The organism is Blautia argi, assembly GCF_003287895.1.
Lineage (GTDB): Bacteria > Bacillota > Clostridia > Lachnospirales > Lachnospiraceae > Blautia > Blautia argi.
Genome location: NZ_CP030280.1, coordinates 2,917,501 through 2,940,564, shown reverse-complemented (window position 1 = coordinate 2,940,564; position 23,064 = coordinate 2,917,501). Strand labels below are relative to the sequence as shown.

The following is a 23,064-nucleotide window of genomic DNA, read 5'->3' as shown; positions in this document are numbered from 1 at the left end:
AATTCGACGTGGAGGCAAAAGAAGATGAATACAGAGAAAAAACCAATTTACCCCATACAGGTATGGGATATTACGGAACAGGAATTTAAGAGAGAAAATAACTATCGAAATGAAACAACGTTTGCGTTGTCGAATGGCTACATAGGTACAAGAGGAACCTTTGAAGAGGCGTATCCTTTTGATATAGATACGGGATTAGAAGGGAATTTTGTGAATGGGTTTTACGAGAGCGAACATATTCGCTACGGAGAGGCAAATTTTGGTTCTCCTTTATTGAGCCAGTCCCTTTTAAATCTTCCCAACCTGAAAGAAATCAGAGTTATGTTAGATGGAGAACTTTTCAGTATGGAAGAAGGAAGTGTAGAGGAATATTCCAGAACACTGCATATGAAGGAAGGGATTCTGGAGAGAAAGCTGGTATGGACTTCTTCTCTGGGGCATAAGACAAAAATCAGAATCAGCAGGCTGGTTTCCTTTGCGCGGAAAAATATCATGGTTATTCAATATCAGGTGACGCCTTTGAACTATTCCGGAAAAATCCGGTTTGCATCGAAACTGGAGGCAGATGTGGAAAATCATACGCGCAAAACAAACCCCATTGTGGATTACGGACCTTTCGGAAGAAGGCTTTTAAAAACCTGTATCAGAACAGGACAAGACAGAAGCTATTATGAAGGTACGACAAAGGGCAGCCATTTAACTATGGCTTGCGGAAGCGCCCATGAAATTTTCCGGGGAACACAATCTGTAGACAGAGAAGATTTATGGAACGGCGAGCAGGGAGAATGGTCGGCTGTTCTTTCGGCTGAGGTGGAAGCAAAAGAGGGAGAAACCATTACTCTGGATAAATTTATCTGCTATACCACAGAACTGGATATGCCAAAGGAGGAACTGGAAAGTTTTGTAAATCAGGAATTAAGCGATGCGCTGCAGGAAGGCTATGCATGTCTGAAAGAGAAACAAAAGACATATATGGAAAGTTTCTGGAAAACAGCAGATGTGAAAATAAAAGGAAATGAAGCCCTGCAGCAGGGAATCCATTTTAATCTGTACCATATTCTTCAGGCGGCCGGAAGGGACGGAAAAACCGGAATGGGTGCAAAAGGGCTTTCCGGAGAGGGCTATGAAGGACATTATTTCTGGGATACAGAAATGTATGTGCTTCCGGTATTGGTGTACACAGAACCACAGGCAGCCAGACAGCTTTTGGACTACCGGTACGGAACTCTGGAGCAGGCTCGCAAAAGAGCCAGAATTTTAGGGCATGAGAAGGGGGCGCTGTATCCATGGAGAACCATAAATGGAGAAGAGGCGTCTACTTATTACCCCCTGGGGACTGCTCAGTACCATATTAATGCAGACATTGCCTATGCGCTTTCTCTGTATCTTCAGGTGACAGGAGATGTGGAATACCTGAAAGAGAAAGGGGCGGAAATTCTTATTGAAACAGCCAGAGTATGGGCTGATGTAGGGAGCTTTGCAGAGTGCAGGGACGGAAAATACTGTATTTGCGACGTAACCGGACCAGATGAATATAACGTATTGGTGGATAATAATTTTTATACGAATCTGATGGCAAGAGAAAATCTTCGCCATGGAGTAGAAACAGTAGAATATCTTGAAAAAAATGCGCCGGAATGCCTGAAGAGGCTGGAAGAAAAGCTGGATTTTTCTGTGGAAGAAACAGGCTTGTGGAAAAAAATTGTAGAAAATATGTATTTTCCATATGATGAGAAAAGAAAAATTTATCCTATGGACGATGGCTTTATGATGAGAAAACCATGGGACGAAACAAAGATACCGCCTGAAAAGAGAGCATGGCTTTACGAGAATTACCACCCTCTTTTCATTATGCGCCATCGAATGTCCAAGCAGGCAGATGCGATTTTAGGTATGTATCTGCACAGTCATTTATTTACAGAGGAAGAAATCAGAAGAAATTATGATTTTTATCAGGAAGTAACTCTGCATCATTCTTCCTTATCCACCTGTATTTTTGGAATTGTGGCATGTGATATCGGTTATCTGGATACCGGATATGAATACTTTTCTCAATCCGCCCGTATGGATTTGGACGATTACCATAATAATTTTTACGCGGGTATTCATGCTGCAAATATGGCGGGCACCTGGCAGGCGATTGTCAATGGGTTTGCAGGTATGCGCTGTCAGGAGTCAGAACTCAGATTTAAACCTGCCATTCCAAAGGAATGGGAAGCCTATTCTTTCCGTCTGAAATACAGAGGAACGCTTCTGGAAGTTTCCATTTCCAAAGAAGAGGCAAAATTTACCATACTGGAAGGGGAAAATATCAGCTTCCGGATAGGAACAAAAGAGATTACATTAAATGGGGAAGGGGATTGTTATGTTGAAAAAATATAAAGCAATATTTTTTGACTGGGACGGAACAGCCGTATTATCCAGAAAGGCGTCGGCAAGGGAAGCGATAGAAGCTATGCGCCCTCTGCTTCAAAAAGGCATAAAACTGGTGATTGTCAGTGGTACCACGATAGAAAATATTGCCGGCGGAAAGCTGGAATGTTTCTTTACAGAAGCAGAATTGGAAAATTTGTATCTGGGATTGGGAAGAGGCGCTTATAATTATACATTTCGTGACGGGAAGCCCTATGTTTTCAAAAGTATGGTACCGCCAAAGCAGGAACTTTTAAAGATTCACAGAATTTGTTTTGAGATTCATCAGGAATTAAAAGAAAAATATAATTTCGATACAGATATTGTATTCAGCAGACCCAACTACTGCAAAATAGATATTATGGTAGAAAATCAGAGAGGCGAAAATCTGTTTATGCAGGAAGATGAACTGGGACGTCTGAAAACAGCTTTGAAAGAACATGGAATTGAGGAAGGGCTGCAGGGTCTTATGAGGCTGGCTGAGAAAACAGGAAAAAAATACGGAATTGAGGTATGTCCCACCTGTGACGCAAAATATCTGGAAGTTGGAGTCACAAGCAAGAGCCACAATGTAGACTGTATTTTAGAACAGATTTGCAGGGACGGTGAGATTTTACCCGAAGATTGTGCTTATTGGGGTGATGAGTATCTGGGAATTGAAGACGGTATTTTTGGAAGCGACAGTTTTATGAGGACCGAAAGAAGTCAAAAAGGAGATTTTTTTGATGTTTCAGAAGCATCAGGGATAAGACCGGAAGGAGTGCTTGAGGTAGGCGGCGGTGTGGAAAAGTTTTTGGGATTTCTGCATGAACAAAATTAGGAACGAATCCTGAGAGCGCATATTTCCAAAAGTAAAGCCAGAGTATAGGGTTGACACAGGAGCAGACAGAAAGGAGAGAAATTCTGTCGGGTGTGTCAGCCCTTTCTGAGTGTTTATAGAAATCTTGGGATTTTGTTGAGTTTTGTCTTTGGCACAGGTATAATGGAAAGATAGATATGCAAATTGCACAATGAAAGGATACTGTTGTAAAGTCAGATAAAAGGAATGAGGAGAATGAAAATATTATTAGTAGATGATGAGAGGGAAGAACGGGAAGGAATTTCCTGGCTCATAGAGAAATACAAATATCCTCTTGAAATTATGCAGGCTGCCAATGGGAAAGAAGCGTTAAAATGCATAGAGAATCATAAGATTGATATTTTATTTACAGATGTGAAAATGCCCATTATGAATGGTCTGGACCTGGCAAAGAAGGTTCATGAAACAAGACCGGAAACGAAAATTATTATTTTCAGCGCTTATGGAGAATTCAGCTATGCGAAACAGGCTCTTGAGGCTCATGCAGTCAGTTATCTGCTGAAACCTATAGAAATAGAAGAATTCCAAAAAGTGATGATTTCTGTTATGCAGTCCATTCATGAGGAGAGTGAGGAAGATCAGAGGCTGCAGACGGCAGAACTTCAAAATCGCAGAAATTTGCTTTACAAAGTATTCAGTTCCGGAAGAATAGAGAGAAAGGAGGAGGAAAAAGTAGTTCAGGCTCTTGGAGTAGAGCAGGGAGAAGCCTGTCGCTTCGTGGATATAGAATTTACAGAAAATTTTTTTGAAGAACATGAGGAGATTTTTCTCAGATTTCTGAAAATGTATTTGGGAGAAAGAGTTTCTTATCTGGAGATGTATCCAAATGAGGGATATCTGATTGTCAGAGATAACCGGTTTTTGTCAGGAAATGATCTGCAAAAACAAATGGAAAAGTTTCTTCGTGATTTACAAAGACGGACAAAAAGCGAAGCAGTGGTTATTATCAGCGAAACTGTAGAGCAGGCAGAAGACTTGCGGGAACAGCTGCAGAAAATCCATACCATACAGGCAGAGTTATTCGGATATGGGAATCGAATCATCAGTGTCAGAAATTATTACAGTGAAACAGAACATTACGCACAGGACGCAGAGAGCGCAGGCAAGCAGATGCTGCAGGCCATTGAATCCATGGATACCGAATTAATAAGCAGACAGAACCGGCAGTTAATAAAAGTAGTGGCTTCTTTGGACAATGTCAGTAAGATTTATCTGCAGAATCTTCTCTATACAATTGTTAAGGCGATTTATGACAAAATTCCCAAAATGGAATTTGAAGAAGCGCTGGCGCTGGCAGAAGCCCTGTTTCAGGCGAGGAGTCTGAACGCCATGCTTGAGGTGTATGAGCGGGCGATTGAAAAATTGCTGAATTTTCTGGAGCGAGATGTACAGGACGATTCCAGGATTATCCAAAAAATAAAAAATCTGATAGAAAAAGAATATACAAAGGACATCAGCTTAAACTATGTTGCGGATAATGTAAATCTGACCCCGGCTTATGTCAGCTACATATTTAAAAAGGAAACAGGGCAGACCCTGGTGAAATATGTTACAGATATGAAAATGGTGAAGGCAAAGAAAATGCTGGAGGAAGGAAATCTGAAAATTGTCCAGGTGGCACGGATATGCGGTTATGAAAATCAGTCCTACTTTAATCGCTTATTTAAGAATTATTATGGCATTACGCCCAAGCAGCTGAGAGAAAAAATATGAAAAAAATATGGAATTGGTATTATGGATGCGCATCGATTCGGAAAAAACTGGTTATCAGCTATCTGGTGCTGGTGCTGTTCCCTATTTTGATGCTGGGAATTTATTCCTACTGTGTGTCCAGAGAAAATCTGCTTCGTCAGACAAGGCATACAATGGAAAGCAATGTGGAGTCAATTGCTTATAATCTACAGAGTAATATTCAGAGAGAAAATGATAATATTAAATATTTATCTTACAATGCAAAGCTAAGAGAAAAGCTGGAGAATAGTGAACGGGATAAAAATGCACTGGTAAAAGAGTTGAATACTTCCGTAGAGCCGACGTTCTGGTATTTTGTATCCAGTGACAAGAATATAAAAGGAATAGAAATTTTTTCCCCATATGTAGAACAGGATCTGGGAAGTTTTTTAAAGCCTCTGACACCTGAAATGCAAGCGTGGTATGAAGAAAATGCAGAGAATTACAAGACGCAATGGGTAGTCAGAGAGGATAGAATCTATGCCCTGAGAATGCTGCTTGATGCTGCAACTTCTTCAAAGCCCATTGGAGTAATGAAATTAGAAGTATTTCCCGATGAGCTGACTAATGGGATTTATCAATCAGATTATTTGAATAATGGCGTTGCTCTGGTAGACAGTCAGGGACAAATTATGAAAAGGCGAAGCCTGAAAAATGATGCTTTAGAGAAAAAAATGGAACTTCGGATTAAGGGGGGAGAAGAACCTGGCTTTTACGAAACAGGAAAAGCTATGATGGCGGTTTCAGAGAAATTAAGTAATGGCTGGAGCATCTATTATTACCTTGATAAAGAGGAAATATCAGGACAAATCATTCAAATTCTGGCGACTACAGGGTGTGTTATGGGCATTTGTCTGGGAATTGCAGCAGTTTTGATGACTGTTATCTCCAGGATATTAAGTTCCCGTATCCTGCAGTTAAAGCGTTGTGCAGAAGAGGTGGGACAGGGAAATTTCCAGGTGAAGCTGGAGGAGGATTATTCGGACGAAATAGGAATCGTGGCAGAAAGTTTTAACAAAATGTGTCTGAAGATTAATCACATGATGCAGGAAATGTATCAGCTTGGTATGGAAAAAAGAAAAGAGGAGCTGAAGGCTCTGCAGGCAATGATGAATCCACATTTTCTGTATAATTGTCTTTCCAGCATTAAGTGGAAAGCAATTCGCTCTGGACAGGACGAAATCGCCGATATTACAGGCCTTTTGGCAAAATTTTACCGAACCGCGTTAAACGGAGGGAAGCAGATAACCATTGTGCAGAATGAACTGGAAAATATAAAGGCTTACCTGGAAATACAGTTGAAATCTCATGAAAACAGTTTTTGCGTGGAGTACAGTCTGGCTGAAGAGGGCAGAGAATGCAGAATGCCAAATTTCCTGCTGCAGCCCATTGTAGAAAATGCCATTTGCCATGGGGTTGAACTGTGCGAAGAGGAAATGGGAAAAATCAAAATAGAATATCTTTGCGAAAAGGATTTCCTGATTTTTCATGTTTATAATAACGGTTCCCGTTTCGATAAGGAAAGGGCAGAGCAAATACTGAACACGCCCGGAAAGGGCTATGGACTTTATAATATTCGGGAAAGAATCCGTATGTACTATGATGGGGAGTGCGGTATTACCGGTCATATTACAGAAAACGGTATGGTGTGCTTTACCATTAAAATCAGAAAACAGATTTCAGAGAAACTTTTTATTTAGACATATAGGAGTAAAGGAAGAGGTTGTTTTAGAGGACAGCCTCTTTCTGTTTATATATATTTCATACTTCTTTTATTGACAATTTTTCCTCCTGAAAGTAAGATAAATTTATAAAACTGTGCATTTGCACAGAAACAATGGGGAAGTTTACAGAAATGGAAAAAGAAACTACAGATAAACGGGCAGAGAAGACAAAAGCCAATATTTTACAGGCATTTATCGCATTGTCAAAGGAAAAAGAAATAAACGAGATTTCCATTCGGGAATTGACAGAAGCCGCGCATATACATAGAAATACGTTTTATCTTCATTACACAGACCTGTATTCCGTTTTGTCGGAAATGGAGAAAACCATGTGCTGTGATGTAAAGGATATTACTGAGAAGTATACGCCAAAGGAACTGCGGGATAACGTAGAAACAGTTACAGCAGAGGTTTTTCGCTATTTGTATGACAAGCGGGAATGGTGTATTCTACTGCTTCGGACGAGAAGCATTGTTTCCAGCGGCAAAAATTTACTGGAAAGCGTTTTTGAACGGTATCTTGCCGCATATCCCAAAAGTTTTGATCGAAATTCACTGGAATTTCAGGTGCAGTTTCAATATTGTACGGCAGGGGTGCTGGGAATTGTGCGATATTGGCTGGAAAAGGATTTTTCACAAAGCCCTGAGGAGATGGCAGGCATCACCGGAAGACTTCTGGTAGAGGGGATTCAGGGAGCAACACAGCTTCAATAAAAAGTACAGTGAGGAAAAATCATGAAAGATTATGTAAAGTTAGAGAATGTGACAAAAATATACAAGATGGGAGAAGTGGAAATCCGGGCAGCAGACGGTATCAGCTTTTCTATTGAAAAGGGAGAATTTGTGGTTGTGGTAGGTCCAAGCGGCGCCGGGAAGACTACAGTGCTGAATATTCTTGGAGGTATGGACACGGCTACATCGGGACAAGTTCTGGTAGACGGCAGTGATGTGGCAAAGTACAATTCCAGACAGCTTACAGGATACAGAAGAGATGACATTGGCTTTGTGTTCCAGTTTTACAATCTGGTGCAGAATCTGACAGCTCTGGAAAATGTGGAGCTAGCATTGCAGATTTGTAAAGAACCTTTAGACGCAGCTCAGGTACTGAAGGAGGTTGGTCTGGGCGAGAGGCTGAACAACTTCCCGGCGCAGCTTTCCGGCGGAGAGCAGCAACGAGTGTCTATTGCAAGGGCATTGGCAAAGAATCCCAAGCTCCTTTTGTGTGACGAGCCGACAGGTGCGCTGGACTATAATACAGGAAAATCTATTTTAAAGCTTTTGCAGGACACTTGCCGGAAAAAGGGAATGACGGTGATTGTCATTACCCATAATTCTGCCATAGCCCCTATGGCAGACCGTATCATTCATATTAAAAACGGAAAGGTTTCTTCTATGGAAAAGAACGCAAATCCCATTCCTGTAGAAACCATTGAATGGTAGGTGAAGCTCATGAAAAAACGTGCAATGAGAAAAGATTTCTTTATGGAAATCCGAAAGAGTAAGGGAAGGTTTTTATCTATTTTCTTTATTGTGGCAATGGGAGTGGCGTTTTTTTCGGGAATCCGCGCTTCTGAACCGGATATGCGTTATTCGGGAGATGCGTATTTTGACCGCAAGCAGCTTATGGATATTCAGGTTATGGGAACTCTGGGGCTGTCTGAAGAAAATATCCGGGCAATCCGTCAGATAGAAGGAGTAGAAAAGGCTGAACCGGGCTATTCTGCAGATGTGCTTGTAAAGACAAAGGGCAATCAGAAGGTGCTTCATGTTTCCTCTGTCCTGGATTCCATGAACCAGTACACCATAGCCCAGGGACGTATGCCCGAAAAGCAGGGAGAATGTCTGATAGACCAGGATTTTCTGGAAAATTCTGACATGAAGGTCGGAGATAAAATTCAGCTTATCAGCGGAACCAAAGACCCTGTAACCGATACCTTTCAGACCGACACTTTTGAGATTGTAGGAAGCGGCAGCAGTTCTTCCTATATATCCTTCAGCCGGGGCAGCAGTACGGTGGGAAACGGGGAGGTCAACGGCTTTCTGGCTGTTTTGCCGGAAGATTTCGCTTTGGACGTATATACAGAATGTTATGTTTCTGTAGAAGGAGCCAAAGAGCTGACTGCATTTACCCATGAGTACGAAAAGAAGGTTGCCGGGGTACAGAAAAAAATAGAAGCCATAGGAGAAGAGCAGGGAAAACTCCGGGCAGATGAAATCCGAAACGAGGCAAAAGAAGAGTTAGATAAAGCAAAGAAAGACCTGGAAGAGGGAAAAGCAGAGGCTAAGGAAGAACTGGAAGAAGCCAAAAAGCAGATAGAAGACGGTGAAAAGCAGCTTCAGGACGGAAAGAATGCTCTTGCCGCTGCAAAGAAAAAGGTAAAGGACGGAAGAAATCAGCTTTACGCCAGCCAGGAGGAGGTAGACGCAGCCAGAAGCCAGCTTGCTGAGGGTTGGGCAAAACTGGAAGAGGGCAAAGCAGAATTCGCCGAAAAGGAAGCAGAGTTTAATCAGCAGTACAAAGCCGGTATGGAAGAAATAGAGAAAGGCGAAGCCCAGCTTGCCGTAGCCTGGAAAGGATTGAATGAAAGAAAGGCAGAGTATGAAGCCGAGGCAGCCCAGATTGCAGAAAGAAAAAACTGGCTGGCTGTTTTGCAGGCGTCTTTGGATTCCGGTATGCTTTCCGAGGAAGAGGCAGCAGAAGTGCAGGTGCAGATAGGAGCGCTGCAGCAGATAATTGCCCAGACAGAGCCGAGGCTTATGGAGGCAGCCAATCAGCTTGCTGCAGCAGAAGAGGAATTGAATGTAAAGCAGCAGGAAGCAGCCGAGGCAAAGGCACAGCTGGAAGCAGGAAAAACAGCCATTGAAAGTGCCAGAGCCCAGCTTGCTGCCAGCGAGGAGGAACTTGCCGCAGGGCAGAGCCAGGCAGATGCAGGTCAGCAGCAGATTGATGCAGGCTGGAGCGAGGTCTATGCAGGCGAAGCAGAGATAAAAAAGGCGGAAAAAGAAATTGCGGAAAATGAACAAAAGCTTGCTGATGCTAAAAAGGAATATGAAGAGGGCAAAAAAGAGGCTGAAGAGAAAATAAAAGACGGGGAAGATGAGGTTCGGGACGCAGAGGAGAAGATAAAAGATATCGAAGATGCAGACTGGTATGTGGAAGACCGAAGTATTCTTCCGGAATATAGCGGATATGGGGATAATGCAGACCGTATCCGTGCCATTGGAGAAGTGTTCCCGCTTTTGTTCTTTGTAGTGGCAGCCCTTATCAGCCTTACCACTATGACCCGTATGGTGGAAGAGCAGAGAACCCAGATAGGTACGCTGAAGGCTTTGGGATATGGCAAATTCAGTATAGCTGGAAAGTATTTAAATTATGCCCTCCTGGCAACACTTGGAGGAAGTATGGCAGGTGTGCTGATAGGAGAAAAGCTGTTTCCTTACATTGTAGTAACGGCCTATAAGATTATGTACACCCATATGCCGGATGTCAAGGTTCCTTATAACTGGGAGTACGGAATTATGGCAACCGGAGCTGCACTGGTGTGTACTGTAGCGGCTGCTGTGCTGGCCTGCTACAAGGAGTTGGCGTCCCAGCCCGCAGTGCTTATGCGTCCGCCCGCGCCAAAGCAGGGAAAACGAGTCTTTTTGGAGAAAGTTCCCTTTATCTGGAAAAGGTTGGGCTTTATCTGGAAATCTACCATTCGCAATCTGATTCGTTACAAAAAGAGGTTCTTTATGACCGTATTTGGCATTGGAGGCTGTATGGCGCTGATGATTGTAGGATTTGGGCTGAGAGATTCTATTTTTTCCATTGCCAGGATTCAGTATGAGGAATTGCAGCTCTATGACGGAATGGTCATTTTGGACGAAGACGGGGATAAGAAGGACAAGGAGAAATTAAGAGAATATCTGCAGACCGATAAAGAAGTCAAAGCGGTTTCAGAGGGATATCTGAAAAGAGTAAATGCAGAAAAGGGAAATGCAGAAAAAGAGGTTTACCTGTATGCGCCTTTAAACAGAGAGGAAAACGAGAAATTTCTGAGTTTCCGGGACAGAAGAACACATAAAGCTTATCAACTGGGAAAAGACGATGTCTTTCTTACAGAAAAGGCTGCCAGGCTGATGAATGTAGAAAAAGGAGATACTATTTCCGTAGAAATAGAAGAGGGTGTGAAGAAAGAACTGACCGTTACTCAAATCTGCGAAAACTACATGGAACACTATCTCTATATTTCCCCGGAAATCTATGAGAAGCTGTACGGAAAACCTATGGAAGTCAATAACTTCTATTTTCAGATGAAGTCAGAGGATAAAGAAGAACTGACAAAAACAGGAGAAAAGATATTGGACAACCGCGCGGTGCTGAACGTATCCTATACCTACAACTTCCAGAGCCGCCTGGACGATATGCTGGAAAGCCTGGATATTGTCATTGTGGTGCTGATTGTTTCTGCCGGACTCCTGGCTTTTGTGGTCTTGTATAACCTGAATAATATCAATATCACAGAGAGAAGAAGAGAGCTGGCAACCATTAAGGTGCTGGGCTTTTACGATAAAGAGGTTTCCGCTTATGTATACAGAGAAAATATCCTTCTGACCATCATTGGAGTTATTGTTGGAATTGTGCTGGGGGCTGTGCTTCACAGGTATGTAATTACTACAGTAGAAATTGACGATGTTATGTTTACCAGAATCATAGAACCACTGAGCTTTTTATACAGCGCGGCGCTGACCTGTGTATTTTCCGTATTTGTAAACTGCGTTATGTATTTTAAACTGAAGAAGATTGATATGGTGGAATCTTTAAAGAGTGTGGAATAAGGAAGGGCTGTCGCTTGTGCGGCAGCTTCTTTACTTTATGGGAAATTTTGTTTTCCATAAAGCCAAAACTTTCAGTTGTTCCTGTTCCTGAAATATTATATAATTGAAAATATCAGAGATAAAAAGTAGAAGCACCATTACAGAGAAAAACACAGAATAGGAAGTGGAATTTATGAAGAGAATCGGTTTACTTACAAGCGGTGGCGACTGCCAGGCATTAAATGCTACCATGCGCGGTGTAGTAAAGGGACTCACCGCGAATCTGGATGAGTTAGAGGTTTATGGTTTTGACGACGGCTACAAAGGACTGATTTACGGAAATTACAGAATGTTATCTGCAAAGGATTTTTCCGGCATTCTTACAAGGGGCGGTACGATTTTAGGAACTTCCCGCCAGCCTTTTAAGCTTATGCGTGTGCCGGATGAAAAAGGTCTGGATAAAGTGGAAGCCATGAAGCAGACTTACCACAAGCTGCGTCTGGACTGCCTGGTAATTCTGGGCGGAAACGGCACACAGAAAACAGCCAATCTGTTGAGAGAGGAAGGTCTGAATATTATTCATCTTCCAAAGACCATTGACAATGATATCTGGGGTACGGATATGACCTTTGGATTTCAGAGTGCGGTCAACATTGCCACAGATGCCATTGATTGTATTCATACCACAGCAGCCTCCCACAGCCGTGTTTTTATTGTAGAGGTTATGGGACATAAAGTGGGCTGGCTGACCCTTCATGCAGGAATCGCAGGAGGAGCAGACATTATTCTGATTCCTGAAATTCCGTACGATATTGACAAAGTTGTAGAAGCGATTAATAAGAGAAACCGCGCCGGAAAAGGCTTTACCATTCTGGCAGTGGCAGAAGGCGCTGTTTCCAAAGAAGATGCAAAGCTGTCTAAGAAGGAATGGAAGAAAAAACAGGAAGAATATAGAAAGAAATACCCTTCTATTGCCTACCAGCTGGAAGATGAGCTGCAGAAAAAGCTCAATCTGGATATTCGTATTACCATTCCGGGACATATGCAAAGAGGCGGAAGTCCCTGTCCTTATGACCGTGTTTTGTCTACCCGTCTGGGCTCAGAGGCAGCCAAGCTGATTCTGGAAGAGGATTATGGCTATATGGTGGGCATTATTAATGGAAAAGTAAAAAAAGTGCCTTTGGGAGAATGTGCAGGCAAACTGAAAATGGTATCGCCCACAGACCAGCTGGTAGAAGATGCAAAGCGCATTGGCATCAGCTTTGGAGATTAAGGAAAAAAGGAGATTTTACAAATGGGCTATACAGCTCTTTACCGTAAGTTCCGTCCCCAGAACTTTGAAGACGTAAAAGGACAGGAACATATTGTAACAACATTGAAAAATCAGATAAAAGCTGATAGAATCGGACATGCATATCTTTTCTGCGGGACAAGAGGAACCGGTAAGACCACCATTGCCAAAATTCTGGCAAAGGCAGTAAATTGTGAACACCCCATAGATGGAAGTCCCTGCAACGAATGCGCGGCGTGTCGGGCGATTAATGAAGGCACTTCTATGAACATGATTGAGATTGATGCAGCGTCCAACAATGGTGTGGATAACATCAGGGAAATCCGGGAAGAGGTTGCCTATCGTCCCACCCAGGGCAGGTATAAGGTGTACATCATAGACGAGGTGCATATGCTGTCTACCGGCGCCTTTAATGCGCTGTTGAAGACACTGGAGGAGCCGCCCTCTTATGTTATTTTTATACTGGCAACCACGGAGGCGCACAAGATTCCCATTACGATTCTGTCCCGGTGTCAGCGGTATGATTTCAGGAGAATTACAGCAGATACCATTGCTGCCCGGCTTATGGAATTAATGAAAAAGGAAGGCAATGATGTGGAGGAAAAGGCAATCCGTTATATTGCCAAGGTTGCAGATGGTTCCATGCGTGACGCCCTTTCCCTTTTAGACCAGTGTATTGCCTTTTATCTGGGGGAAACCCTGACTTATGAAAAGGTACTGGAAAATCTGGGGGCAGTGGATACAGAAGTGTTCAGCGGTCTTTTGCGGAAAATTCTGTCCCAGGATACCGCAGGGGCAATGAAAACCCTGGAGGACATTCTTATTCAGGGAAGGGAAATGAGTCAGTTTGTCACAGATTTTATCTGGTATTTGCGAAATCTGCTTTTGATTGCCACATCAGATAATGCAGAGGAGGCTGTGGACGCCTCGGCAGAAACTCTTGCCAGAATGAAGGAAGAGAGTTGCATGGCAGACGCGGAAACCCTTATGCGCTATATTCGCATTTTTTCTGAGCTGTCTAACCAGATAAAATATGCTTCTCAGAAGCGGGTTCTGGTGGAGATTGCCCTGATTAAACTGTGCCAGCCAGTTATGGAAACCAATCTGGATTCCCTATATGACCGGGTGCGCGTGTTGGAGGAAAAACTGGAAAAGGGTGTGTTTGCACAGGCGCCTTTTCCTCAGGGAGTGTCACAGATGCCGGGTTATCCCCCGGAAGCAGGAACATTTGATGCGGGCATAGGTACGGAAAATTCTATGCAGAATATCCAGCCTGGACAGAAGCCGGAAAAAGCAGCCCCGGAGGATTTGCAGTATATCCGCAAAAACTGGAATTCCATTATCCGTGAAACCAAAGGACTTTTGCAGCGTATGCTTTTGGAGTCCACACCCAAATATGACGGCAATACAGGTGAACCTGTGCTTTATGTGGAATTTCGCAATTTTTTGGCACAGACCTGCATTGACAATCCTGAGAATCTGGAAATGCTGAAGCAGGCAGTGCAGAAGAAAACAGGAAAAGATGTAGAAATTAGAATGATTTTAAAAGACAGCGAGTCCGGCAAAAGCCAGGGCGGTCTGGCTGAGATTTCCGTAGACGAATTATTAGAACAAAATGTGCATATGGAAATTACAGTAGAAGATATGGAAGATGAAGAATAGGAGGATTTCATTATGGCAAAAAGAGGAGGATTTCCAGGCGGTATGATGCCGGGAAACATGAATAATTTAATGAAGCAGGCGCAGAAAATGCAGCGTCAGATGGAAGAAAACCAGAAAGCTCTGGAGGAAAAGGAATTTACAGCAGCAGCAGGGGGCGGTGCAGTAGAAGTTACCGTTTCCGGTAAAAAAGAAGTGCTGAAAGTAAAGCTGGCAGAAGAAGTGGTAGACCCCGATGATATCGAAATGCTGGAAGATTTGATTGTAGCGGCAACCAATGAGGCGCTGCGTAAAATGGAAGAAGAATCAGCAGCCGTGATGTCCAAGCTGACAGGCGGTCTGGGCGGCTTAGGCGGCGGTTTCCCATTCTAAGGGAAACCCTGTGCCGAAGGAGTGAAAGAGTTGGAATATTACAGCAGTCATATTAATAAATTGATAGAAGAATTTTCAAGATTGCCGGGCATTGGTGCGAAATCCGCACAGCGCCTGGCGTTCCACGTTTTAAACATGCCGAAGGATCAGGTGGATCAGTTGGCAAATGCCATTGTAAATGCCAAGGCAAATGTGCAGTATTGTAAGTGCTGCTATACCCTGACAGATCAGGAAATCTGTCCTATCTGTAAAAATCCCAAAAGAAATCATCAGGTCATTATGGTGGTGGAGAACACCCGGGATTTGGCAGCTTATGAAAAAACAGGAAAGTTTGACGGGGTTTACCATGTGCTGCACGGCGCCATTTCCCCCATGCTGGGTATTGGCCCTGATGATATCAGGCTCAAAGAACTGATGCAGAGAATTACCAAAGAGGAGATTGAGGAAGTGATTATTGCCACTAATTCCAGTCTGGAGGGAGAAACTACAGCCATGTATATCAGTAAGCTAATTAAACCTACAGGAATCAGGGTAAGCAGAATTGCCAGCGGTGTGCCGGTAGGCGGAGATTTGGAATATATTGACGAAGTCACACTGTTAAGAGCGCTGGAAGGCAGAGTGGAACTATGAGAAAAAAGGTAACCTCTACGGATATTGCAAAGGCTGCCGGGGTATCTCAGGCAACCGTATCCATGGTACTGAACAAAAAATACAACGTATCCTTTTCAAAGGAAACCATACAGAAAGTAGAGCAGGCGGCACAGGAGCTGGGTTATACCCTTCCGGGCAGGAAAAGCCGGAAAAACAGCAAAAACAGCCGCCTGATTGTGGTGTTCTGTCCTACCCTGACAAACCCTTACTATGTAATGCTTTTACAGGGAATTGAAACCGTGGCAAAGGAAAAAGGCTACGGTGTTTTTGTGTGCAATACACAAAGGGAATTAAAAATCGAAGAGCAGTATCTTCGCATGATGTACAGCGTATCTCCGGCAGGTATTATTTATACCTGCAATCCCAGCAATGCTTTTATGGAGGAGGTGGAGGAACTGGCATCTAAAATTCCCCTTGTAGTTATCAGCAACCGGGACAAGGTAAAGGTTGATGCCATTAATCAGGATAACACAAAGGTAGGGCGTCTTATGGCAAGACATTTGCTGGATTTGGGACACCGCCGGGTGGCATTTATTGCCCCGCCTCTTACCAAGCGGCAGGAGCAGCGTTCCCGTCGTGCAGGTGGCTTTGTCCGGGAATTTGAACGAGCAGGTCTGAAGGATTCCGTTACCATAAAGGCAGCGGACGATCACTGGGACGAGGTGCTTCCCCGCATTGATTCCGAGTATCGCATCGGCTATAATCTCACAAAAGAGCTTCTGGCAGAGGGAAGTCCCGTAACTGCTATTGCAGGCTTAAACGATATGATTGCCTTTGGGATTATTGATGCCCTGCAGGAAGAAAAATATAAGGTGCCGGGAGATATTTCCGTAATTGGCTGTGACAATATTATTTTTTCCGGTATGTCCCATATGGCGCTTACTACCATTGAACATTTCGTTCCCCTTAAAGGAAGAGATGCCTGCGATATTATTATGCGAAAAATCGAATCCGCGGGCAATGCTTACTCCGAAACAGAGCCAATCAGCACCTATCATATTGAATATGAGCCAAAGCTTATTGTCCGCAAAACCACAGCCTATGCAAAGAATTTTAATTAAATAAAAATTAAAAAATTATTAGTAATAATAGAATGTCAAAGACGACAGTAAATGGCATAAACACAGAAATGAAAGAGAAAAATTCATTTTTTATTTATAAAACCCGATATTATTAATAAATAAAATGATTAATAAAAATTGCAGCACTTGCAGAGAAAAGAGTTAAGAGTTACACTGTAAATATCAAAAGAAAAGCGCGTGAAAATGCGGAAAACGGAGGTATTTATTATGAAATTCTTTATTGACACTGCAAAGGTAGAAGACATTAAAAAAGCTAATGATATGGGGATTATCTGTGGAGTTACCACAAACCCTTCTCTGATTGCAAAGGAAGGCAGAGATTTCAACGAGGTAATTAAAGAAATCACTTCAATTGTAGACGGACCCATCAGTGGTGAGGTAAAGGCAACCACAACAGATGCAGAAGGTATGATTAAAGAAGGACGTGAAATTGCAGCAATCCATCCGAATATGGTAGTGAAGATTCCTATGACTGCAGAAGGCTTAAAAGCAGTCAAGGTTTTGTCCGCAGAGGGTATTAAAACCAACGTAACTCTGATTTTTACTGCAAATCAGGCGCTTCTGGCAGCAAGAGCAGGCGCAACGTATGTATCTCCGTTCCTTGGCAGACTGGACGATATTTCCACAGATGGCGTAGAACTGATTGAAACCATTGCAGACATGTTTGCAGTAGCCGATATCTCTACAGAGATTATCGCAGCCAGTGTTCGCCACCCAATCCATGTGACACAGTGCGCTTTAGCAGGTGCTGATATTGCAACCGTACCATATGGAGTTTTAGAGAAAATGATACAGCACCCATTGACAGATGCCGGAATTGAGAAATTTAAGAAGGACTATATCGCTGTATTCGGGGAATAATTCAAGGTTGGCAGACCTGGTATCATCTGTTATAATAACATCGAACCGAAAACAATCAGGAGGAAAATAATGAACAAGTTAGAACTTCAGAAGACGGCAAATGAAATCCGTAAGGGTATTGTGACTGCTGTCCATTCTGCGAAAGCCGGACACCCGGGCGGCTCACTTTCTGCAGCCGAGTTATTTACTTATCTGTATTTTGAAGAATTAAATATTGACCCTGAAAACCCAAAGAAAGCTGACCGTGACCGTTTCGTATTGTCCAAAGGACACACAGCGCCGGGCTTATATTCTACTCTGGCACACAGAGGTTATTTCCCGGTAGAAGATTTGAAGACTCTGCGTCATATCGGCTCTTATCTGCAGGGACACCCGGATATGAAACACATTCCAGGTGTGGATATGTCCAGCGGTTCTTTAGGACAGGGAATTTCTGCGGCAGTGGGAATGGCATTATCAGCAAAAATGAGCGGAGATTCCTATCGTGTATACACTCTGTTGGGAGATGGAGAAATTCAGGAAGGACAGGTCTGGGAAGCAGCAATGTTTGCAGGACACAGAAAACTGGACAACCTGGTTGCTATTGTGGATAACAACGGTCTGCAGATTGACGGAAACATTGCAGATGTATGCTCTCCATATCCTATTGACAAGAAATTTGAGGCATTTAATTTCCATGTAATCAATGTGGAAGACGGAAATGATTTTGACCAGTTAAAAGCAGCCTTTGATGAGGCAAGGACAGTAAAAGGCAAACCGGTTGCCATTGTTATGAAAACCGTAAAGGGAAAAGATGTTTCCTTTATGGAAAATGAGGCAGGTTGGCACGGAAAAGCGCCAAACGACGAGGAATATGCAATCGCAATGGCAGATTTGGAAAAGGTAGGTGAAGCATTATGTCAGAAGTAAAGAAAATCGCAACCAGAGAAAGTTATGGAAACGCATTAGTAGAATTAGGCAAAAAATATGACAATCTGGTAGTATTAGATGCAGACCTGGCAGGTGCTACCAAAACCGGAACCTTTCAAAAGGCTTTTCCGGAACGTCACATTGACTGCGGTATTGCAGAAGCAAATATGATGGGCATTGCAGCAGGACTTTCCACAACCGGAAAGGTTCCTTTTGCAAGTACCTTCGCCATGTTTGCAGCAGGACGTGCCTATGAACAGGTGCGTAACTCTATTGGATACCCACATTTAAATGTAAAAATCGGCGCAACACATGCAGGTATTTCAGTAGGAGAGGACGGCGCAACACACCAGTGTAATGAAGACATTGCACTTATGAGAACGATTCCTGGTATGGTGATTCTGAATCCTTCTGATGATGTGGAAGCCAAAGCAGCCGTAGAGGCAGCGTATCTCCATGACGGCCCTGTATATCTGCGCTTCGGCAGACTGGCTGTTCCGGTTATTAACGACAGACCGGATTACAAGTTTGAAATCGGAAAAGGAATCGTTTTAAGAGAAGGTAAGGACGTAACTGTTTTTGCTACAGGTCTTTGCGTAAACGAGGCTCTTCTGGCCGCAGAAAAGCTGGCAGAAGACGGCGTTGATGCAAAGGTTATCAATATTCATACCATCAAACCTCTGGATGAAGAACTGGTTGTAAAAGCAGCCAGAGAAACAGGTAAGGTAGTGACCGTAGAAGAGCATTCTGTAATCGGTGGACTTGGCGGTGCAGTTGCAGAAGTTCTTTCTGAAAAAGCACCAACAAAAATGTTGCGTATTGGTGTCAACGATGTGTTTGGAGAATCCGGTCCTGCAGTGAAGCTGTTAGAAAAATACGGTTTAGATGCAGAAGGCATTTATAAGAAAATTAAAGATTTTGTATAAACTCCTGTAAGGGGGCTGGCGCATGGGATTTGTGTGCCGGCCCCCTTTACAAATATAGAAAAATAGAGTAGAATCAAACCTAACAAAAAAGGTCAACAAAGGGGAGTGAAAATATGATAAGAAGAAAACAAAGGGGGAGAAAACGTACTGTAAAAGATCCGGGAAATGAAGAGTTTTACGGATATATCAAAGATTTGGTGCATCACCCATATGTACTGCAAATGAAAAAATTTCCACATCACTGTGAAACAAGCTGTTATCAGCACTGTCTGAATGTGGCATATTACAATTACCGAATCTGTAAATTCTTTAATCTGGATGCAAAAAGTGCAGCAAGAGCAGGTATGCTTCACGATTTGTTTTTGTATGACTGGCGGGGACACCGCAAGAAAACAGGAGATCCCGTTCACGCCATGACCCACCCTCATCGGGCGCTTCACAATGCAAAAAAGTATTTTAAGCTGAATCCCCTTGAGGAAGAAATGATTGTAAAGCACATGTTTCCTGTAACGCCCATACCGCCGACTCACTGGGAAACCTGGATTATTACTCTGACAGATAAGTACTGCGGCACCTGTGAAATCGGACGGTATTATTACAAGGTCTGGTTCCCAAAGGGAGCGTATCTTTTTATGAAACGTCTGGTTCGCCGTGTCTTTGGGGAAGACTATAAGTATGAGGATTATGTTCTGCCCTTTGGCAAAGAGGTAGCAGCAGCGGACAGAGGAGCAAATTTTGCGAAATTACGAGTTCGTTCTTCAGACCGCTGGAAGGAAGGCACAGCCGGAAAAAAGCGGGGTGCAAAATACTGATGATGAGCCAGAAGGATTCCGGATACAATGGAATCAGCCAGTTGTACCACTGTGGCTAGCCGGGTGGTCTGCAGCAGAAAGTTATCAAAGGTTCCGGATACATTTACAATGCCTGTGATGGAGATATCGCCCACAGGCGTAAGTTTTTTGCGGACACCAAGACCGGGCTTTAAGGCCGTAGGCGATACTGTGAGAAAGCCCAGGTGCTTTTTTGAACCAAGGGAGGCGTCAATGGCAAGAATAAGGCTGTCAGGGTGCCGTTTATCCAGCATTTCTGCTGTTTCATTTAAGTTCAGGGCATGTACCGGACGGGTAAGCGTTCCGTATATACAGGTATGTGCCAGAGAAAATCGGGACAGGCTGTGTCCCACCAGTGGACCAAGGCTGTCCCCGGTAATCCGGTCGCTGCCAATGCAGAGAATCACCAGCTCGCTGAAATTTTTTTCACAGGAGCTGAACAAATCAAAAAGAATCGTGCCAAGCCGGGTATCTGCTCCCGTATTTTTATTTTCTATATAATAAGTCTGATTTTGAATCTGTGACATACATTTCTATCCTTTCCTGACGATGATGTTCTTATTCTGTCCGTTTCTTTTGCTTTTATCCTGTGGATTTTTAAGAAAATTTGTCGGTAAAAAAATAGAATTACGCCCGAAATATGATAAATTTCGCAGGGCAAGTATGTTATTCTCTTTTCAAAAGGGGTGACTGATTCTATGATAGAAATTGTTTATGAAAAGGAAAAACAAAAGCCCGAGGGGAATGAAGAATTTTTCCGGATTCCCAATAATATACGCCAGATAGGAGAAATCAGCGGAACACAGAAAATCTATATAGAAGATTATGCGTATACTTATCTTTGTAGAAGTTCTTCTGAAAATTCACACAGAGGAATTGCTGCCATATTGCTGGGACAGGCAAACTGGAAGGACGGAGCAGCGTATCTTTTTATCAAAAGTGCGGTTGCACTTCCCAATATGGAGGTGACGGAGGAGCATCTGACCTTTACCCAGGAAATCTGGAATCATGTATACGAAAAGAACAAGGAATATTTCCCGGATCAGGAGGTTGTGGGCTGGTTTTTGTCCATTCCAGGTTGTGCCATGGAATTGCACGAGGTTATCTGCCAGACTCATCTCAACCATTTCGGCGGGAATGACAAGGTGTTGTTTGTCATGGAGCCTTTGGAAAAGGAAGAGGCATTTTACCGTTATGAAGAGGGAAGAATGTCCCGTCAATCAGGATTTTATGTGTATTATGAGAAAAATGAGCCTATGCGGAATTTTCTTATTGCACAAAACGAGAAGGCAGAGCATAAAACTGAAGAAGTGGATGATTCTGCAGTATCCAGTTTCCGAAAAAAAGTGGAGAAAAAAGGCAAGGAAGAAGAGGAAAAACAGAAATTCCCTCTTTTTCGCACAGCCAGCATTTGTGCAGCTGCGGCCGTATTGGCTGTAGGTGTGCTTTACTTAAATGATTATCAGAAGCTGAGAAGTACAGAAGAGGTTATGGCAGGTCTGGAAGAGAAACAGGAGGCAAAAGAGCTGCAAAAGGTAACGCCTGTAAATGGAATGGCAGACAGCAGCAAGAAGGAAGAGAATCCAGAGTCTGAAGCAGAGAAGGAGAATTTCCGGGCAGATCAGGGTACAGCCTCCTCTGCGGATAGCCAGACAGCCGGAAAAGAACAGAGCGCACCTTCCGGGCAGGGAGGCACTGATGAACAGACCTCCGGTGAAATAGAAAAAGACGAGGCGGTTTTAGGGGAAGAGAGAGCAGCTTCGAAACAGGACAGTTCTTCTGCAGAATCAAAGCAGGAAACAGCAGAAGATAAAGCAGGCAGTGCTGCGGATACAGATACAGCTCAAAGCGCAGGGCAAGTACACCAGTCCTATACCATTCAGCCGGGAGATACCATTACCAGAATCAGTATTCGCAATTATGGAAATACAAAGAAAATCAAAGAAATCTGCAGCCTGAATAATCTGGCAGAAACAGATTTGATTTATCCGGGACAAAAAATTTTACTCCCATAAATAATTGTGTTATACTTAGCCTAAAAATACGGTAAGGAAGAGATTTATGAATCTAAAACAATACATGAGGCAGAGAAAGAAAAAGGAACCATCGGAAAATAATAAAGTAGTGGAACTTTATAAGAGCAGATTAAAGCGTCTGACTCAGGTCAGAATAAAAAAATCCCTGCTGATTTCAGGCGGTGTTGTACTGTTGGTAGCAGCAGTGATTTTTGGAATCAAATATCATGTTTATCACAAATATGAAGTGATATCTTCTGCGGAGAATGAGGATACACAGTCTGCAAGTTATGTACAGTTGGGAGATTGTCTTTTGAAATACGGAGATGACGGCGCAGCGCTGATGTCCCAGTCAGAGAAGGTTTTGTGGAACCAGACCTTTGAAATGAGTAATCCGGGTGCAGCAGTCAGAGGCGAAAAAGCAGTTATTTTTGATAAAAAGGGAACAAATATGTATATTTTAGGGAAAGAAGGTCCTGTAGGACCTTTGGAAACAAAATTTCCCATTCTTCAGGCGGAAATTACAGAAGTTGGTTCTGTAGCCGCAGTGCTGGAGGACGGCGAAAAGACCTGGATTAATTATTATGCTTCAGACGGAAGCACCATTGCTGAAAATCAGACAAGAGCAGATAATCCGGGCTATCCGCTGGACATGGCAATTTCTCCAAATGGAGAAATTATAGCAGTAAGTTTTTTGTTTGTGAATAAAGGTGATATATCCAGCAGGGTGATTTTTTATAATTTTGGAGATGAAGGGCAGAATAAGGAAGACAACATTGTGGCACAATTTACATATCAGAACACAGTGGTTCCCCAGCTTCTGTACCTTACTAATCAGTCTGCAGTGGCTATCCGTGATGACGGCTATTCCATTTTTAAAGGTTCAGGTACTCCAAAGGAGCAGATGAATGAAAAGACAGAGGCGGAGATTGTCAGTACCTTT

Annotated in this window: 18 protein-coding genes and 1 pseudogene (1 of these 19 only partly in view); 18 read left to right on the top strand and 1 reads right to left on the bottom strand. The window is 43.1% G+C overall.

Going from position 1 to position 23,064, the window contains the following annotated elements:
• The first annotated feature begins 24 nt into the window (after positions 1-24).
• From DQQ01_RS14285 to DQQ01_RS18275, 16 genes are all read left to right on the top strand, one after another.
• Complete coding sequence (locus DQQ01_RS14285) at positions 25-2,382, top strand: glycoside hydrolase family 65 protein (protein WP_111920538.1); 2,358 nt, start codon at positions 25-27, stop codon at positions 2,380-2,382.
• On the top strand, positions 2,366-3,232 hold the full coding sequence (locus DQQ01_RS14280; RefSeq protein ID WP_111920966.1) for an HAD family hydrolase: 867 nt from the start codon (positions 2,366-2,368) through the stop codon (positions 3,230-3,232). The genes DQQ01_RS14285 and DQQ01_RS14280 overlap by 17 nt, the downstream gene beginning before the upstream one ends.
• A gap of 234 nt (positions 3,233-3,466) precedes the next feature.
• Positions 3,467-4,984, top strand: a complete 1,518-nt coding sequence (locus DQQ01_RS14275) for a response regulator transcription factor (RefSeq protein ID WP_162624333.1) — start codon at positions 3,467-3,469, stop codon at positions 4,982-4,984.
• Entirely contained in the window at positions 4,981-6,702 is a 1,722-nt protein-coding gene (locus tag DQQ01_RS14270) for a sensor histidine kinase (RefSeq protein WP_111920536.1), read from the top strand. Before DQQ01_RS14275 ends, DQQ01_RS14270 begins: the two co-directional genes overlap by 4 nt.
• 155 nt (positions 6,703-6,857) lie before the next feature.
• Positions 6,858-7,439, top strand: a complete 582-nt coding sequence (locus DQQ01_RS14265; protein WP_111920535.1) for a TetR/AcrR family transcriptional regulator — start codon at positions 6,858-6,860, stop codon at positions 7,437-7,439.
• Between the two features lie 21 nt (positions 7,440-7,460).
• Positions 7,461-8,165, top strand: coding sequence for an ABC transporter ATP-binding protein (locus tag DQQ01_RS14260; protein ID WP_111920534.1), 705 nt, complete (start codon positions 7,461-7,463; stop codon positions 8,163-8,165).
• A 9-nt stretch (positions 8,166-8,174) separates the two neighbouring features.
• On the top strand, positions 8,175-11,546 hold the full coding sequence (locus tag DQQ01_RS14255) for an FtsX-like permease family protein (RefSeq protein ID WP_111920533.1): 3,372 nt from the start codon (positions 8,175-8,177) through the stop codon (positions 11,544-11,546).
• Positions 11,547-11,718: 172 nt separating this feature from the next.
• Complete coding sequence (locus DQQ01_RS14250; protein ID WP_111920532.1) at positions 11,719-12,798, top strand: 6-phosphofructokinase; 1,080 nt, start codon at positions 11,719-11,721, stop codon at positions 12,796-12,798.
• Between the two features lie 21 nt (positions 12,799-12,819).
• Positions 12,820-14,478 carry a DNA polymerase III subunit gamma/tau gene (gene dnaX, locus DQQ01_RS14245; RefSeq protein WP_111920531.1) on the top strand — a complete coding sequence of 553 codons (1,659 nt, stop codon included), beginning with the start codon at positions 12,820-12,822 and terminating at the stop codon, positions 14,476-14,478.
• Between the two features lie 12 nt (positions 14,479-14,490).
• Complete coding sequence (locus DQQ01_RS14240) at positions 14,491-14,847, top strand: YbaB/EbfC family nucleoid-associated protein (RefSeq protein WP_111920530.1); 357 nt, start codon at positions 14,491-14,493, stop codon at positions 14,845-14,847.
• A 30-nt stretch (positions 14,848-14,877) separates the two neighbouring features.
• Entirely contained in the window at positions 14,878-15,477 is a 600-nt protein-coding gene (recR, locus tag DQQ01_RS14235; protein ID WP_111920529.1) for a recombination mediator RecR, read from the top strand.
• Positions 15,474-16,559 carry a LacI family DNA-binding transcriptional regulator gene (locus DQQ01_RS14230; RefSeq protein WP_111920528.1) on the top strand — a complete coding sequence of 362 codons (1,086 nt, stop codon included), beginning with the start codon at positions 15,474-15,476 and terminating at the stop codon, positions 16,557-16,559. Before recR ends, DQQ01_RS14230 begins: the two co-directional genes overlap by 4 nt.
• Before the next feature lie 228 nt (positions 16,560-16,787).
• On the top strand, positions 16,788-17,441 hold the full coding sequence (fsa, locus tag DQQ01_RS14225) for a fructose-6-phosphate aldolase (RefSeq protein ID WP_111920527.1): 654 nt from the start codon (positions 16,788-16,790) through the stop codon (positions 17,439-17,441).
• A gap of 69 nt (positions 17,442-17,510) precedes the next feature.
• Positions 17,511-18,350: a transketolase gene (locus DQQ01_RS14220; protein WP_111920526.1), complete on the top strand. Its 840-nt coding sequence runs from the start codon at positions 17,511-17,513 to the stop codon at positions 18,348-18,350.
• Positions 18,338-19,276, top strand: a complete 939-nt coding sequence (locus DQQ01_RS14215; protein ID WP_111920525.1) for a transketolase family protein — start codon at positions 18,338-18,340, stop codon at positions 19,274-19,276. The genes DQQ01_RS14220 and DQQ01_RS14215 overlap by 13 nt, the downstream gene beginning before the upstream one ends.
• A gap of 113 nt (positions 19,277-19,389) precedes the next feature.
• On the top strand, positions 19,390-20,088 hold the full coding sequence (locus tag DQQ01_RS18275; RefSeq protein ID WP_242980419.1) for an HD domain-containing protein: 699 nt from the start codon (positions 19,390-19,392) through the stop codon (positions 20,086-20,088).
• 74 nt (positions 20,089-20,162) lie between these two features.
• Here DQQ01_RS18275 and yyaC read toward each other — a convergent pair.
• Positions 20,163-20,633: pseudogene (yyaC, locus tag DQQ01_RS14205) on the bottom strand (spore protease YyaC); the annotation flags it as partial.
• 171 nt (positions 20,634-20,804) lie between these two features.
• Between yyaC and DQQ01_RS14200 the strand changes: the two are divergent.
• Both DQQ01_RS14200 and DQQ01_RS14195 read left to right on the top strand, forming a co-directional pair.
• Positions 20,805-22,121, top strand: coding sequence for a LysM peptidoglycan-binding domain-containing protein (locus tag DQQ01_RS14200; RefSeq protein WP_111920524.1), 1,317 nt, complete (start codon positions 20,805-20,807; stop codon positions 22,119-22,121).
• 46 nt (positions 22,122-22,167) lie between these two features.
• Positions 22,168-23,064, top strand: partial view of a DUF5711 family protein gene (locus DQQ01_RS14195; protein ID WP_242980416.1) — the 5' portion only. Its footprint extends 75 nt past the window's final position; the window shows 897 of its 972 coding nt (coding positions 1-897); the start codon lies at positions 22,168-22,170; the stop codon falls past the right edge of the window.